This window comes from Nocardiopsis sp. MG754419 (genome assembly GCF_018207095.1).
GTDB lineage: Bacteria > Actinomycetota > Actinomycetes > Streptosporangiales > Streptosporangiaceae > Nocardiopsis.
In genome coordinates, this window is record NZ_QOCZ01000161.1 from 1 (window position 1) to 12,353 (window position 12,353).

General features: G+C 71.7%; 9 protein-coding genes and 1 pseudogene. 8 read left to right on the forward strand and 2 right to left on the reverse strand.

Features of this window, described 5'->3' with window-relative positions:
• Nucleotides 1-507: pseudogene (locus DSY14_RS23475) on the forward strand (serine/threonine protein kinase); the annotation flags it as partial.
• 258 nt (nucleotides 508-765) lie between these two features.
• Here DSY14_RS23475 and DSY14_RS23480 read toward each other — a convergent pair.
• Nucleotides 766-1,380, reverse strand: coding sequence for a uridine kinase (locus DSY14_RS23480; protein WP_211718790.1), 615 nt, complete (start codon nucleotides 1,378-1,380; stop codon nucleotides 766-768).
• 332 nt (nucleotides 1,381-1,712) lie between these two features.
• On the opposite strand from DSY14_RS23480, the gene DSY14_RS23485 reads away from it, so the two are divergent.
• The 7 genes from DSY14_RS23485 (at nucleotide 1,713) to DSY14_RS23515 (ending at nucleotide 11,393) form a co-directional block, all read left to right on the forward strand.
• Nucleotides 1,713-2,888 carry an ROK family transcriptional regulator gene (locus DSY14_RS23485; RefSeq protein WP_211718791.1) on the forward strand — a complete coding sequence of 392 codons (1,176 nt, stop codon included), beginning with the start codon at nucleotides 1,713-1,715 and terminating at the stop codon, nucleotides 2,886-2,888.
• Between the two features lie 196 nt (nucleotides 2,889-3,084).
• A complete protein-coding gene (locus DSY14_RS23490) occupies nucleotides 3,085-4,227 on the forward strand; it encodes a substrate-binding domain-containing protein (RefSeq protein WP_211718792.1) in 1,143 nt (380 codons plus the stop codon).
• A gap of 102 nt (nucleotides 4,228-4,329) precedes the next feature.
• Nucleotides 4,330-5,130 (forward strand): ATP-binding cassette domain-containing protein, encoded by an 801-nt coding sequence (locus DSY14_RS23495; protein WP_211718793.1) that lies wholly within the window; start codon nucleotides 4,330-4,332, stop codon nucleotides 5,128-5,130.
• On the forward strand, nucleotides 5,127-6,407 hold the full coding sequence (locus DSY14_RS23500) for a sugar ABC transporter permease (protein WP_211718794.1): 1,281 nt from the start codon (nucleotides 5,127-5,129) through the stop codon (nucleotides 6,405-6,407). Before DSY14_RS23495 ends, DSY14_RS23500 begins: the two co-directional genes overlap by 4 nt.
• Before the next feature lie 504 nt (nucleotides 6,408-6,911).
• A complete protein-coding gene (locus tag DSY14_RS23505) occupies nucleotides 6,912-7,682 on the forward strand; it encodes a sulfite exporter TauE/SafE family protein (RefSeq protein ID WP_211718795.1) in 771 nt (256 codons plus the stop codon).
• Between the two features lie 314 nt (nucleotides 7,683-7,996).
• On the forward strand, nucleotides 7,997-9,925 hold the full coding sequence (gene dxs / locus DSY14_RS23510; RefSeq protein WP_211718796.1) for a 1-deoxy-D-xylulose-5-phosphate synthase: 1,929 nt from the start codon (nucleotides 7,997-7,999) through the stop codon (nucleotides 9,923-9,925).
• A 52-nt stretch (nucleotides 9,926-9,977) separates the two neighbouring features.
• The gene (locus DSY14_RS23515; RefSeq protein WP_211718797.1) at nucleotides 9,978-11,393 is read left to right on the forward strand and encodes an FAD-dependent oxidoreductase; all 1,416 of its coding nucleotides are present in this window, start codon (nucleotides 9,978-9,980) and stop codon (nucleotides 11,391-11,393) included.
• Between the two features lie 4 nt (nucleotides 11,394-11,397).
• Here the strand turns inward: DSY14_RS23515 and DSY14_RS23520 are convergent, their stop codons facing one another.
• Nucleotides 11,398-12,213 carry a neutral zinc metallopeptidase gene (locus DSY14_RS23520; RefSeq protein WP_211718798.1) on the reverse strand — a complete coding sequence of 272 codons (816 nt, stop codon included), beginning with the start codon at nucleotides 12,211-12,213 and terminating at the stop codon, nucleotides 11,398-11,400.
• Nucleotides 12,214-12,353: the final 140 nt, after the last annotated feature.

Genomic DNA, 12,353 nt, shown 5'->3' on the forward strand with positions numbered 1-12,353 from the left:
GAGGCCGCCTCCACGCAGGCCCTGTGGGCCCGCGTGGAGGCGGCCTCCGGTGCGGAGCGGGTCGGGACCGCGGTGGCGGTCTACGGCGCCCTGCGCACGGTGAGGAGCATGGCGGGCCGTCGCCAGGGTCTACTGCGGGAGCTGGAGGCGGCCCGGGTGGAACAGGAACAGGTCTCCGAGCGCGTGATGTGGCGGAGACGGTTGAACCTGGCGCTCGCCTTCCTGCCGCTCGTCATCATCCCCGCCTGCGCGCTCGGTGGCGGGATGTCGAGCGTCGGGTACGAGTTCGGCACGGTCCTGCTCGTCATCATGTTCCTGGCGCTCCTCGCGTTCGGTGTCCTCCTGCTGGTGCGGTTGTCCGGGGACAGCCGGGTCCACAAGGCCGACCGGATACGCATGGTCGAACTGCCCGGGGCACAGCACCACATGGACCAGGCGTTCCGGAGCATGGACCAGGACCTGGCGCGGGCGGGACGGGTCGGTTCCCGGCCCTCCGGACGCGCCTGAACCGCACGTGCCCCGTTCCGGTCTCGCGCCGGAACGGGGCACGGTGCGTTCACGCGGGCCTGTCGGTCCCGGAGCCGGGAGACCGGCCCCGCGGGCTCTGAGGCGCCCCCGGTCGTCCCCCACGCGTCGACATCGGACGCCGGGGCCGAGCGAGGCCTCGTGCCGGTCCAGGCGTGCGGCCCGCTCTCGTGCCCGGTACCCGGTGCGTCCGGGCTCCGGGCCGCGGACACCGCGGTGGGCGCGTGGACGGCGGCCACGTCACCGTGCGGCGGTGTCGGTGGGGTTGCGCACCACCAGGTCGGCCCGGGCGCAGGGGGGATCACCGGCGTACAGGGCCTCCTCCTGGCGCGCCCACATCTGCCGGAAGGGCGCGTACAGATCCGCGTCCTCCCGTGCGTCCAGCCGCGCCGCACGCACCTCGTCGGGGGCCGTCACCCACACCAGCACGTCCACCAGGTCGCGCACGGCGCCGGCCCCGGAACCGCACCCCTCCACCAGCAGCGTCCCGCCCCGAGCGAGGGAGACGGACGGTGTGGTCCACTCCTCCTCGAAGGACCCTCGCTCCCAGTCGTAGCGCCGCCAGGCCACCGGCCGTCCCGCGCGCAGGGGCTCCAGCACCCAGGTGCGCAACAGGTCCGGGGACCGGGACAACCCCGCCCAGCCCGGATACAGCTCCTCCATCGTCAACGGCGCCACCGGTTCACCGAGCGCGGCCAGCGCGCCGCGCAGCCGCTCGGCCACCGTGCTCTTGCCCGAACCCGAACGCCCCTCCACCGCCACCACACGCGCCCGGTGGCCGCGTCGCGGCGACGCCCGTACCAGCAGCGCCGCGCGTTCGACCCAGCCCGCCTCGTCGGTCCGCACCTCAGACATGTCTCGGAGCCTAGACCCTGGACGTCGTCTCACCGGGGGTGCGCTCGTGGTCGGGCGTCGGCGGACGGTGCCTCCCGAGCCCCCGGAGGCGGCGGAAGGGTGCGCGGCCCTCCCTCCCGGAACGGGGCCGAAGGCACCCCTCACGCCGTGGCGCACCGGGCCACGGCGTCAGAACGATCCCCGGAGAACGGGGCCGCGGGCAGGGGAGAACGCGCCCGGACCCCCACCCCGGATCACCTCGGGGATCGCGGTTCTCTGTCGTGTTCAAGCCTTGTAACATTCCTCCGAAAGCACCACGCACAGCGCACAGGACCGAACCAAAGGGGTACCCGGTGACCGAGGCCGACACGACCCCGGGTTCCCAGTCGGCGCTGCGCCAGGCCAACGAGCGGCGCGTCGTCGACGTCCTGCGCCGCGACGGCACCCGGACCCAGGCCGAACTGGCCCGAGCCACGGGCCTGTCGGCCGCCAGCGTCTCCAACATCGTGCGGGGCCTGCGCGCCGCGGGTACGGTCGCGGTCCGCGACACCTCCTCCAACGGGCGACGGGCGCGGGCGGTCAGCCTCCTGCGCCCACCGGGCACGGTCGTGGCCGTGGACTTCGCCCCCGGACACGTTCGGGTCGCCCTGGGCGACAGCGCGGGCACCATGCTCTCCCGCGAGAGCATCGCCTACGACGCCGCGGCCGACGCCGAACGCGCGGTGCGGCGGGCCGCCTGGCTGGCCGAGACCCTGCTGCTCGCCGCCCGCATCGACCTCGGCACGGTCTCCTCGGTGGTGGCGTCGGTGCCGGCGCCGCTGGACCCGGACACCGGTGAGGTCGGCGAGATCTCGGGTCTGCCGCGCTGGACGGGGTTCCGCCCCGCCCAGGCCCTGGAGGAACGGCTCGGGGTGCCGGTGCGCGTGGAGAACGACGCCAACCTCGCCGTGCTCGCCGAACGGGAGAGCGGCGCCGCCCAGGGCGCCGACCACATCATCCACCTGGTGCTCGGCGAGGGGGTGGGCGCGGGCGTCGTGGTGTCCGGGGAACTCTTCCGCGGCGCGGGCGGCACGGCCGGGGAGGTCGGGCACATCGGGCTGGACCCGCGCGGTCAGGTGTGCCGGTGCGGCAACCGCGGCTGCCTGGAGACCTTCGTCGGCAGTTCCTATCTGCTGGGCATGCTGCCGCCGCACGCCGGCCCGCTCCACGGGCCGGGGCCGGTCGGCGTGGCCGACCTGGTGGACGCGGCCCTGGCGGGGGACCCGGGATGCCGCCGGATCATCGACGAGGCGGGGACGGCACTGGGGCAGGGCGCGGCCATCATGGCCAACCTGTTCAACCCGGACCGGGTCGTGGTCGGCGGCGAGCTGGCCCGCGCCGACGCGTTGCTGATGGTGCCGATGCGCAGGGCCATGGAGATGGGGGCGTTGGGCAGCGCCCTGCGCCGGCTCACCCTGGCCAGGAGCGCGCTGGGCGACCAGGCGATCCTGCGCGGGGCGCTGCGGACGGCCGCGCGCCTGGCCGGCTGAACCCCGTTCCGAGAGCACTACGGGATCCCGTGCGGCACTGACCTGCCCTGACACTGTCTTCACGATGTGAAGACAGTTTCTGTGATGTTTCGGTTATGTGTTCAGGAGTTGACGGCAAACCGGTCGCGGGGTTTGACTGCACAGCACCGATCAGCGGGTACGGCCCGCTCACCCCCTGCCAGGAAAGAGACCGGCGTTGAACAGACGACGCTCCACCCCACGACTCGTCACCGCGGGCATCGCGGCCGTGACGGCGGCACTGACCCTCGCCGCCACCGGCTGCGACGCCATCACCTCCGACGGGGGTGACGCCGAGGGCGAGACCCACAGCATCGACGAGGGTTTCCACGTCGGACTCCTCCTGCCCGACCTGGTCACGGCCCGCTACGAGGCCGCCGACTACCCCTTCTTCGAGGCGGCGCTCGAGGAACAGTGCCCCTCCTGCGAACTCTCCTACGCCAACGCCGACGGTGACGTCGACGAACAGCAGACCCAGGCGCAGGCGATGCTCACCGACGGTGTGGACATCCTCGTGTTGGACGCCGTGGACTCCGCGGCCGCCGCCGGCACCGTCAACGAGGCCAAGAGCCAGGGTGTGCCGGTCATCGCCTACGACCGCCTCGCCGAGGGCGGCGTCGACAGCTACATCTCCTTCGACAACCACCGGGTCGGCCAGGTCCAGGCCGAGAGCCTGCTGGAGGCGCTGGAAGAGGAGGAGAGCACCGGCGACGGCTCGATCGTCATGATCAACGGTTCGCCCACCGACCCCAACGCCGCGGACTTCAAGGCCGGGGCCCACGAGGTCCTCGACGGTCAGGTCGAGATCGGTCAGGAGTTCGACACCCCGGACTGGTCGCCCGAGGAGGCCACCACCCAGATGGAAGGTGCCATCACCTCCCTGGGCGTGGACGAGATCGTCGGCGTCTACGCCGCCAACGACGGCATGGCCTCCGGCGCCATCGCCGCCCTGCGCAGCGCCGGAGTGAGCGTCGACGACCTGCCGCCGGTCACCGGTCAGGACGCCGAGTTGGCGGGTATCCAGCGCGTCATCGCCGGCGAGCAGCACATGACCATCTACAAGGCCTACCGCCCCCAGGCCGAACTGGCCGCCGCCGCCACCGTGGCCCTGGCCACCGGCGAGGACATCGACTCGGGCGAGTACACCATCACCGACATGGAGGACGGCAGCGGCGCCACCGTCGAGGCCATCCTGCTCGAACCGGTGGCCGTCACCGCCGACAACGTCGGCGACACGGTCGTCTCCGACGGCGTCTTCACGGTCGAGGAGATCTGCACCTCCGACTACGAAGACACCGAGTTCTGCCAGGAAGCCCTCTAGGAGCGACCCTTCCTCCCGGTCCCGGGGGCGGTGACGTCCCGTTGACGGGGGCGCGCCACCGCCCCCGGGACGCTCGGGAGGAGTAAGGAAGACAGCAGCGACATGAGCACACCCGTCCTGGAACTGTCCGGGATCTCCAAGACCTTCGGGGCCGTCCGCGCCCTCGACGAGGTCGACTTCCACGTCGACGAGGGCGAGGTCGTCGCCCTCCTCGGGGACAACGGCGCGGGCAAGTCCACCCTGGTGAAGGTCATCGCCGGCGCCCACACGGCCGACGTCGGCGGCGGTATCGCCTGGGACGGCGACGACGTCACCATCGCCACCCCCGCCGACGCCCAACGCCTGGGCATCGCCACCATCTACCAGGACCTCGCACTGTGCGACAACCTGGACATCGTCGGCAACCTGTTCCTCGGCAGCGAACGGCTGCACTTTCCCGGCACCCTGGACGAGGTCGAGATGGAACGCCGGTCCTGGGAACTCCTCGACTCGCTCTCGGTCAGCATCCCCGACCTGCGGGTCCCGGTGGCCTCCCTCTCCGGCGGACAACGCCAGATCATCGCCATCGCCCGCTCTCTGCTGGGGCGCCCGCGCGTGGTGATGCTGGACGAGCCGACCGCCGCGCTCGGCGTCGCCCAGACCGCCCAGGTGCTCGACCTCATCGAGCGCCTGCGCGACCAGGGGCTCGGCGTGGTCCTCATCAGTCACAACATGGCGGACGTCCGTGCGGTGGCCGATCGCGCCTCGGTCCTGCGCCTGGGCCGCAACGCCGGTGACTTCTCGGTCGCCGACACCAGCTATGAGGAGATCGTGGCGGCCATCACCGGTGCGTCCGACAACCCGGTCTCCCGCCGTTCGACCCGTGCGGGCCAGGAGCCCCTTGCGACGGAGGACCAGCGATGAGCCAGCAGACCCCGGTCGCGGAGGACCCGGGCCAGGGCACAGTGCCCCCCGCGCCGCGACGCGACCCCCGGTTGTTGTCGGTCATCACCGGACCGAGCGGCTGGTGGTCGGCGATCAAGCGCAACCTGCGCTCGGGTGAGCTGGGAGCGGCGCCGGTCGTCATCGGGCTGATCCTCATCGCGATCGTCTTCCAGTCGCTCAACGACCGTTTCCTGTCGCCCCAGAACCTGTCCAACCTCACGGTGCAGATCGCCGCGATCGGCCTGATGACCACCGGCGTCATCATGGTGCTGCTCCTCGGCGAGATCGACCTGTCCATCGGTTCGGTGGCGGGCCTGTCCGCCGGCATCCTCGGCGTCACGGTGATGCGGCACGGGTTCCCCGAGTGGGCGGGCATCCTCACCGCGCTCGGTGTGGGCCTGCTCGTCGGTCTCGTCCACGGGGTGATCTTCGCCAGGATCGGGGTCCCGGCGTTCGTGGTGACCCTGGCAGGGCTGTTGGGATGGCAGGGACTCCACCTGTTCCTGATGGCCCCCGACGGCACCATCAACACCCGCTCCGACGGTCTCATCGCCGCCCTCACCCAGACCTACTTCGTGGCGTGGATCGGTTGGGCGATCGTCGCCCTCACCCTGCTCCTGTACGCGGGCACGGTGTTGACCGCCGAACGTCGACGCAGGTCGGCCGGGCTGCCCTACAAACCGCTGTCGGAGGTACTGCTGCGGGCCGGACTCCTGGCCCTGGCACTCGTCGTCGGGGTGTGGATCCTCAACCAGCACAAGGGCGTCTCGCTGGCCTTCCTCATCTTCGTGGGCGCGGTGGTCGTGCTCGACCTGGTGCTGCGCAAGACCCGCTACGGCCGCATGGTCTACGCGGTGGGCGGCAACGCCGAGGCCGCGCGCCGGGCCGGCATCAACGTCGTCCTCATCCGCATCTCGGTGTTCGGTATCGCCTCCACCCTCGCCGCGATGGGCGGGATCATGCTGGTCTCGCGCAACATCGCGGCCAGCACCACCACCGGTGGCGGTTCGGAGCTGATGATGGCGATCGCCGCCGCGGTCATCGGCGGCACGAGCCTGTTCGGTGGACGCGGCAACGCCTACTCGGCGCTGCTGGGCGGTCTGGTCCTGGGCGCCATCACCTCGGGTCTGCTGCTCCTGCCCAACGTCGACACCTCGGTCCGGTTCATGATCACCGCCGCGGTCCTGCTGGTCGCGGTCATCCTGGACGCCGTCTCCCGCCGCGGACGCAAGACCCACGCCAGGGGCGGTGCCTGAGGGCCCCTGACGGGGGCGGCGGACGCCGCCCGACGAACCTTTCCGGAGGAGAGGACGGTGCGTTGCGGACCGTCCCGGACCCGGGCCGGTCTCACTCCCACCGGCCCGGGTCCCCGTGGTCCTCGTGGCGAGGGAAACCGGAGGTCCCCTCCGTCGGGCCCCGCTCGCACTCGGTCCGCTCACCCCGGTGGACCGGCGCGCCATCGTCGTCCGTCCGCGCCCCCGCGACGAGGCGTTCACACGCGCGGCCTTCGCCGGCCACCGGCGCGCCGACCCGCGGGTCGGCGACCGGAGTCGGGTGAGGCCGACCCGTCCACCGCGCGTGGGTGGGCCCTACCGTCCGGTCGAGCGGCTCGGGCCGACCACCGTCCGGTTCCCGCATCCCGAACGGGTGCCGGAGAACGTCGTTGCGGTCCGCCGCACCACCGACGTCGGAACCGTCTCATCCCATGTTCCTATCTCCTGATCCCGATCGGTTGAGGGGGGATATAGCCTCACCTCCTCATGTTCGCTGATCTCCTCACACCCACCGCCCACGGACTGTTCGGCCAGATCGACGCGTGGGTGTTCCTGCTGGTGGCGGCGCTCGCGGTGCTGGTCGGCGCCGCCGTCCAGAGCATGGTCGGGCTCGGTCTGGGCCTGGTCGCCGCCCCCGTCATCTCCTTCCTCGACCCCACGCTCATGCCGGGGGCGCTCCTCATCACCGTGATCGTCCTGCCGGTGCTCACGCTCCTGCAGGAGTGGCGTCACGTCGACTGGCACGGCGTGGCCTGGGGCCTGCCCGCGCGGATCCCCGGCACGCTTCTCGGCGTCTGGGTCGTCGCGGTGCTCGAACCCCGTGCCCTCGGGGCGTTCGTGGGGGTCATGGTGCTCGTGGCGGTCGGGCTCACCGCGCGCTCCTTCAGGGTCCGGGTCACCCCGCTGTCGTTGGTCACCGCGGGAACGGTCTCGGGCTTCGCCGGCACCACCACCTCCGTCGGCGGACCGCCGATGGCGCTGGTGTACCAGAACGAACCGCCCGAGAGGGTGCGCGCCACCCTGGCCGCGTTCTTCCTGTTCGGCGGCGCGTTCTCCCTGCTGGCCCTGGCCCTGGGCGGACAGATCGACACCCGCACCACCGTCGCCGGGATCGCGGCGATCCCCTTCGTCGGGCTCGGTTTCGTCCTGGGCGGCCGGGTGCGGCGCTGGGTGGATCCGACCCGCATGCGCACCGTCCTGCTCATCGTGGTGACCATCTCCGCCGTGGGCCTTCTCGTGCAGGCGGCTCTCGGATAGCCTCGGCACCCGCGGCCCCGGTGCCCGGCGCCCCCGGTCTCCCGAAGATCCGCCGAAGGCAACGATGGTGGCGAAAGCGAGTAATCTACGCCGCAACCGGTGTGATGGGGGAGCCCGCCGTGCTCCTCCACGAGGGGCGTCGCCCTGCTTCTCCGGGTAGCGTCGGGCCCCGCCGTCGGGGTACGAGGCGAACCCGTGGGCGAGGGCCCATAAACTCGGGTAGGTATACCTGCCGGTAGCCAAGACCGGCCCACGACCGGGGTCGTTCCTGGCAAACGTAAGCGGACACGCGGGACGAGGGGACTGACGAGACAGTGACACTGTTCGAGTCGATACAGAATCCGGAAGCGCTCAAGAGGCTTTCGGCCGACCAGCTCCCTGTGCTGGCCCGGGAGATCCGGGAGTTCCTGATCCGGTCGTGCGCGGAGACCGGTGGGCACCTGGGTCCCAGCCTGGGTGTGGTGGAGCTGAGCATCGCCCTGCACCGGGTCTTCGACTCGCCCGACGACCCCATCCTCTTCGACACCGGTCACCAGGCCTACGCGCACAAGGTCCTCACCGGCCGGCACGACTTCAGCGACCTCAAGTCCGAGGGCGGCCTGTCGGGTTACCCCTCCCGCGCCGAGTCCGAGCACGACTTCATCGAGAACTCCCACGCCTCCACCTCCCTGTCCTACGCCGACGGCATGGCCAAGGCCAACGAGGTCCAGGGCCGCACCGACCGGACCGTGGTCGCCGTCATCGGTGACGGCGCCCTCACGGGGGGCATGGCCTGGGAGGCGCTCAACAACATCGCGGAGAAGAAGAACCGCCGTCTGGTCGTGGTCGTCAACGACAACGGTCGTTCCTACTCGCCCACCAGAGGCGGCCTCGCGGACCACCTCGCCTCACTGCGTATGACCCCCGGCTACGAGCAGGCGCTCGACCTGGCCAAGACCACGCTCAACCGCACCCCGGTGGTCGGACAGCCCCTCTACGAGGCCCTGCACGGCCTCAAGAAGGGCCTCAAGGACACCATCCAGCCGCAGATCATGTTCGAGGACCTGGGGCTCAAGTACCTCGGGCCCATCGACGGTCACGACGAGGAGGCGCTGGAGAAGGCGCTGCGTCGGGCCCGCGACTTCGGCGGTCCGGTGATCGTCCACGTCATCACCCAGAAGGGCAAGGGTTACGCCCCGGCCGAGAACCACGACGAGGACCAGTTCCACGCCCCCGGCCCCTTCGACGTCGACACCGGTCGGGCCAAGCCCGGCCCCAAGGTCGAGAAGTGGACCGGCGTCTTCGCCGACACCATGGTCGAACTGGGCGCCGAGCGTGAGGACATCGTCGGCATCACCGCCGCGATGCTCCACCCCACCGGTCTGCACAAGTTCGCCGAGGCCTACCCCGACCGCATCTTCGACGTCGGTATCGCCGAACAGCACGCCACCACCGCCGCCACCGGCATGGCGATGAACGGTCTGCACCCCGTGGTCGCCGTCTACGCGACCTTCCTCAACCGCTGCTTCGACCAGGTGCTCATGGACGCCGCCCTGCACCGCCAGGGCGTCACCTTCTGCCTGGACCGTGCCGGCGTCACCGGCAACGACGGCGCCAGCCACAACGGCATGTGGGACATGTCCATCCTCCAGGTCGTGCCGGGGCTGCGACTGGCCGCCCCGCGCGACGCCGAGCGCCTGCGGACCCTGCTGCGCGAGGCCGTGGCCGTCGAGGACGCCCCCACCGTCGTGCGCTACCCCAAGGGCGCCGTCGCCGAGGAACTGCCCGAGATCGGCAAGGTCGGCTCTATGGACCTGCTGCGTCGCGCCACCGACGGCGGTCACACCAAGGACCTGCTCATCGTGGGTGTGGGCACCATGGCCCAGGTCGCCTGTGAGGTCGCCGACCGCATGGCCGACCAGGGCATCGGCGTCACCGTCATCGACCCGCGCTGGGTCAAGCCCCTGGACGAGGCCCTGGTGGCCGAGGCCGCCGCCCACTCCGTGGTCGCCGTCGTGGAGGACAACGGGCGTACCGGCGCCGTCGGCGACGCCGTGGCGCGTCTGCTGCGCGACCACGACGTCGACGTGCCCGTGCGCACCTTCGGTATCGAGCAGGAGTTCCTGGACCACGCCAAGCGCGACCGGATCCTCCAGCAGCAGGGCCTGACCCCGCAGGAACTGTCCCGCAAGCTCACCGAGACGGTCTCGCGTCGCGGCGAGAGCGCCGGTGCCGCACGGGAACTGGCCGACGAGACCGCCTGACCCTTCCCCCGGCAGCACCGGACGCGGGCTCCGGTGCTGCCAGAATGGGTGCATGACCTCGTCCGAACCCGAGCAGCACCCAGAACCGCCCGCACCGGAGGAGGCGGCCCCGCTCCGGGTGGCCGTGATCGGCTCCGGCCCCGCCGGCATCTACACCGCCGACGCGCTCACCCGTCAGCGTCGCGTCCCCGTCCGCGTGGACGTCATCGATCGCCTGCACACCCCCTACGGTCTCGTCCGGCACGGGGTGGCGCCCGACCACACCAAGATCAAGGGCGTGGCCCGGGCCCTGCGCCGCATCCTGGAACACCCCGACGTGACCTTCGTCGGCGGGGTCGACTTCGGGTCCGACCTGACCCGCGAGGACCTGGCCCGCTCCCACCACGCCGTCGTGTACGCCACCGGTGCCGGCGTCGACCGACGCATGGAGGTGCCGGGGGAGGACCTGCCCGGCAGCGTGGCCGCCACCGACTTCGTCACCTGGTACTGCGGTCACCCCGACAGCGAACTCGAACGGTTCGTCCTGGACGCCGAGGAGGTCGCCGTCGTCGGTGCGGGCAACGTCGCCCTCGACGTCGCCCGCATCCTGGCCAAGAGCGCCGAGGAGCTCCGGCACACCGACATCCCGCAGTCCGCCCTGGACGTGCTCGCCGAGAGCCGCGTGCGCACCGTGCACGTCCTCGCCCGTCGCGGCCCGCTCCAGGCCAAGTTCACCGCGCCCGAACTGCGCGACCTCCTGGACCTGCCGGGCGTGGACGTGGTCGTGCCCCCGGAACAGGTCGACATCGACCTCGCCGAGGTGGGCACCGACCGGCCCGGTCTGCGCGAGGTCGCCCGGGCCTCCCGCACCAACCTCGGCCTCCTGCGCGACCAGGCCGCGCGCGGCGTCCAAGGGCGCCCGCGCCGCATCGTGTTCCACTTCTGGGCACGACCCGAGCGGATCCTCGGTACGGACCGCGTCGAGGGGTTGCGCGTGGAGCACACCCGCCTGGACGAACAGGAACGTCTCGTCGGCACGGGTGAGCACACGGACCTGAACGTCGGCATGGTGCTGCGTTCGGTCGGCTACGCGGGGGTGCCCCTGATCGGGGTCCCCTTCGACGAACGGGGTCGGACCGTGCCCCAGGAACAGGGCCGCGTCCTGGACGCGGAGGGCCGCGTCGTGCAGGGCGACTACGTCGCCGGGTGGATCAAACGCGGGGCCACCGGGGTGATCGGCACCAACAAGTCCGACGCCGCCGCCACCGTGCGCACCCTGTTGACCGACGCCGACGCGTTGCGCGCCGCCGTTCCCGCGCCGGTCGACCTGGTTGAGGTGCTGGCGTCGCGCGGGCTGACCGCCAGCGACTACGAGGGATGGCTGCGCATCGACGAGGCCGAGGCCGTGCACGCCGCCGACCTCGACCGCGGCGCCCGGGTCAAGCTGGGCGGCTGGCAGGCCTACCGCAAGGCGTTGGGAGACGGCTGAGGGCTCAGCCGACCTGGTGCGGCGCGGCGCCGTAGGTGTTGCAGCCCGCCACGGTCTCCCGGTCCCATCCCTCCTGCAACCAGTGGGTACGGCTGGCCGCGCTGCCGTGGGTGTCCAGATCGCCGCCGTCGTTGAAGTGCCGGTTGACCACGTCCAGGACCTCGCCCCCGGACGTGGTCAGTCCGCGCAGTCCCACCCCGGCCATGCACTCGGCCTGCAACTCCGTGCGGCGCAGGGTGTCCATCTCGTCGTCCTCGCTGCCGGCGGTCCGTCGTAGGTCGTGGGAGACCCGCAGGATTCCGGTCGCGTCCTGGACGTGGTGGGCGTACTCATGGCCCATGAGGGCCAGCCACACGACCTCGCGCTCCTGTGCGGGGATGAACGAGGAAACCTCGCGCACGTTGGGCAGCACCACGGTGATCGTTCTCCGGTCGCTCTCGTAGTAGGCGAGGGTGAAGGAGTCCTCGGTGTCACTGTCCAGTCCCTCGTCGGAGACGGTGATCTCGGGTGACTCGGGCACCAGGCGCAGCTCCTCCATGACCGGGGCCCACAGATCGTCCAGGCAGAGCCCGGCCTCCTGCGCGAACGTCTGCCAGGACGTGTCGGAGTCCACGTCCAACCCGGGCAGGTCGCACTCCACGGCCGGCGGCATGGCCACGTCGTACAGAGGGTGGTCCACCAGGTCGATCTCGGCGGGGTCGGGCCGGGCGTGCAGTTCCTGGTCCCGGTAGGCGGACAGGTCCGCGCCCCCGGGGGTGGTCTGCGGCCGAGGGGTGTTGGCCACGACCACTACACCGGCGATCAGCGCGACCAGGGCCATCGTGGCGGCGGCGAAGGCCACGACGAGGACGCTCCTGCCCCGGTCGGGACGTCGGTGCGGTACGGACGGGTGCCGGCCGGGCGGCGGGCCCCAGGGGGCCTGCACCGGGGCCCCGTGGGGGAGAGGGGGCGGATACGGGC

Coding starts and splice junctions, on each gene's coding strand:
- DSY14_RS23480 (WP_211718790.1), bottom strand. CDS start 1,380: ATGTCTGAGGTGCGGACCGACGAGGCGGGCTGGGTCGAACGCGCGGCG.
- DSY14_RS23495 (WP_211718793.1), top strand. CDS start 4,330: ATGAGCACACCCGTCCTGGAACTGTCCGGGATCTCCAAGACCTTCGGG.
- DSY14_RS23500 (WP_211718794.1), top strand. CDS start 5,127: ATGAGCCAGCAGACCCCGGTCGCGGAGGACCCGGGCCAGGGCACAGTG.
- DSY14_RS23505 (WP_211718795.1), top strand. CDS start 6,912: ATGTTCGCTGATCTCCTCACACCCACCGCCCACGGACTGTTCGGCCAG.
- DSY14_RS23515 (WP_211718797.1), top strand. CDS start 9,978: ATGACCTCGTCCGAACCCGAGCAGCACCCAGAACCGCCCGCACCGGAG.
- DSY14_RS23520 (WP_211718798.1), bottom strand. CDS start 12,213: ATGGCCCTGGTCGCGCTGATCGCCGGTGTAGTGGTCGTGGCCAACACC.